The organism is Paenibacillus sp. MCAF9 (assembly GCF_052114265.1).
In the GTDB taxonomy this organism is placed as follows: domain Bacteria; phylum Bacillota; class Bacilli; order Paenibacillales; family Paenibacillaceae; genus Pristimantibacillus.
The window spans coordinates 1-2,387 of record NZ_JBFREL010000067.1 but is presented as its reverse complement, the minus strand read 5'-3'; the positions used below and the strand labels follow the sequence as shown (position 1 = coordinate 2,387).

General features: G+C 36.0%; 3 protein-coding genes. All 3 read left to right on the top strand.

Annotation, left to right across the window (positions count from 1 at the left end):
• The first annotated feature begins 310 nt into the window (after positions 1-310).
• The 3 genes from AB4Z45_RS32790 (at position 311) to AB4Z45_RS32780 (ending at position 1,912) form a co-directional block, all read left to right on the top strand.
• On the top strand, positions 311-793 hold the full coding sequence (locus AB4Z45_RS32790; protein ID WP_441913819.1) for a DUF2975 domain-containing protein: 483 nt from the start codon (positions 311-313) through the stop codon (positions 791-793).
• 10 nt (positions 794-803) lie between these two features.
• Entirely contained in the window at positions 804-1,022 is a 219-nt protein-coding gene (locus AB4Z45_RS32785) for a helix-turn-helix domain-containing protein (protein ID WP_339208318.1), read from the top strand.
• 473 nt (positions 1,023-1,495) lie between these two features.
• Positions 1,496-1,912 (top strand): DUF7674 family protein, encoded by a 417-nt coding sequence (locus tag AB4Z45_RS32780; RefSeq protein WP_441913818.1) that lies wholly within the window; start codon positions 1,496-1,498, stop codon positions 1,910-1,912.
• Positions 1,913-2,387 lie beyond the last annotated feature (475 nt).

Sequence of the window (2,387 nt, the reverse complement as noted above, 5' to 3'; positions counted from 1 at the left end):
TTGATTTTGAGCTTTAATTAGTCTAGACTTCATGATAACGCCTCCTAAGGTGAGTTCTGAGGGCTCCAACCCAGTACATACTCATCCTAGCGGGGCGTTCGTTTTTCTGCAAATCGAATCTACTAACACCTACAGGAATGTTAACGGGCGGTTTTGTTGAACAAGTTGCAAATTTAACATTTTAAAGTAAGAGCATTTCTTTGTAATGAGAAATGCTTTTTATTTTTGTACAAAACGATATTATTTTATCGTAAAACGATAAAATTTGTGGTAAAGTAGAAACTGACATTAAACAAGTGAGGTGCAGTTTATGAAACGAGGAAAAACACTCTTCTTGAAGATAGCTGTTATTCTTATTGGAATCCCAATCCTTGCTATGTACATATTTTTAGTGCCTAAGATTGGGAATTTTGCTGGAGAATTGTATCCAGAAAAGGCTTATATGAAATCTCTCGTCTTAATCGATATGTACGCAGCGGCGATTCCTTTTTATTTTGCTTTGTATCAAGCTTTTAAACTTTTAAGCTATATTGATAAGAACCAAGCGTTCTCGGAATTATCGGTAAAAGCTTTAAAGAATATAAAATACTGTGCCATCACAATCAGTACCTTGTACCTGCTAGGTATGCCACTTTATTATCTCATGGGGAAGAGAGTTGACCTTCCAAGTTTCATACCAATGGGATTGGTCATTATTTTCGCCTCTATGGTGATCGCCGTTTTTGCTGCTGTTCTCCAAAGACTTTTACAAGAAGCTATTAATATAAAATCAGAAAATGATTTAACGGTCTGAGGTGGAGCATATGGCAATTATTATTAATATTGATGTGATGTTAGCAAAACGAAAAATGAGCGTAACGGAGCTTTCGGAGAGGGTTGGAATTACTATGGCGAATCTTTCCATTCTGAAAAATGGGAAAGCAAAAGCGGTTCGTTTATCAACATTAGAAGCGATATGTAAGACTTTGGATTGTCAGCCAGGTGATATTTTGGAGTACAAAAGCGACGAAGACACTCCATAAAAACAGACAACAAATTTATTTAACTTCGAGAACGATAGTTCAACGGACCATAGAGCAGTTAGTCGATGGCAACTGCTCCTTTCTCGTTATGAAGGGCAGGATAGCGTAACCTTTTATCGCAGATAGAGTCTAAATTATTACATATTCACGATTTATAAACGAGGTGAGCTAATAATAGAATGAAAAAACGAATTTTACTACTTGTTGGTATTCTTGTGTTCTTGGCAATTATCGGCGGTATTACATTGCATAATTTTGCTAAAAACCTAGGCGAAAGTTACAATCAAATAGGTTAATGGGAAAAGAGGGCTTACAAATCCTGGAGTTAAGCAAACTGGAAACGATAGTTGAATAATAGACATTGAAGAGCAGGTACTACGGTATCCTGCTCTTTTTATTAAGTTAACGCGCAGGATAGTTGAGTAAACGTAAGGAAATACATTAAGTAAATTTGTCTGCAAGGGAATGAGTAAATGATGAACTTAACTTACAAAAATATCGTTCAAGAGATGCTAAAAATAATTCCTCAGTTGCTACCGTTTTACGAAAAAGAGCTTGAGGGTTTATGGAGTAAAGAAGGTGAGATACCTCCGCATGTAGCTTTTGGAAATATATTGAATCCATTTTTAATGAACCAGCTTCAAAAACAACAATTAACAATAGAGGATGAGCAATTACTCGTAAGAATCTTTATTTTTCTTGAGAACATGGCATTAAGTAACGACGTTGAAATTAGTAATGTAGTTTGCGTAACCGTTATGGCTCGAATAGGTGACGATATAAACGTTCTTAAAAATGCCTTAAAGTATGTAGGAAATGAAACAAGAAGATTGTCTAGGGAAGTTGAGACGTTATATGGAAGAAAAGTTAATCTAAATATCTTGCAGTAGTTTGATGGGATTGAACTAACGGGACACAATAGTTCAAACATGATATGTCGGCAACGGGTCATATGATCGGTTGCCCTTTTCATTGAAGTAATGGGTAGTTATACATAACTACAAATATGTTTAATATATGGTAAAATCCTCTCATAAAGTAAGGGGGAGGAGACAAATGGAATTTTTCATTATAATTTTAGCTGTAGGATTCATCTGCTTAATAAGTTATCTTCGAGCAATACATATTTCTCTTCAGAAAATTATCAAAATAATGTCAAGTGAAAAAGATAAATAGACAACACCAAGAATGTAATTCCTTGAGATAAGTGATTAAGCTCCCTTGGTACGATATGATTTTCTCACGAATGCTCGCTTATTCGCAGGATTTCGCCCGGTTGGTAAGGGCTGAAAGACAAGAAGGGGAACGCCGTGTTAGACTTCGGCAACATGAAGGCGCACGGGAATAAAGGGGGGTATTGTCGCC

Bases quoted from the DNA above. Each gene is read 5' to 3' on its own strand.
- AB4Z45_RS32790 (WP_441913819.1), top strand. From the start codon at position 311: ATGAAACGAGGAAAAACACTCTTCTTGAAGATAGCTGTTATTCTTATT.
- AB4Z45_RS32785 (WP_339208318.1), top strand. From the start codon at position 804: ATGGCAATTATTATTAATATTGATGTGATGTTAGCAAAACGAAAAATG.
- AB4Z45_RS32780 (WP_441913818.1), top strand. From the start codon at position 1,496: ATGATGAACTTAACTTACAAAAATATCGTTCAAGAGATGCTAAAAATA.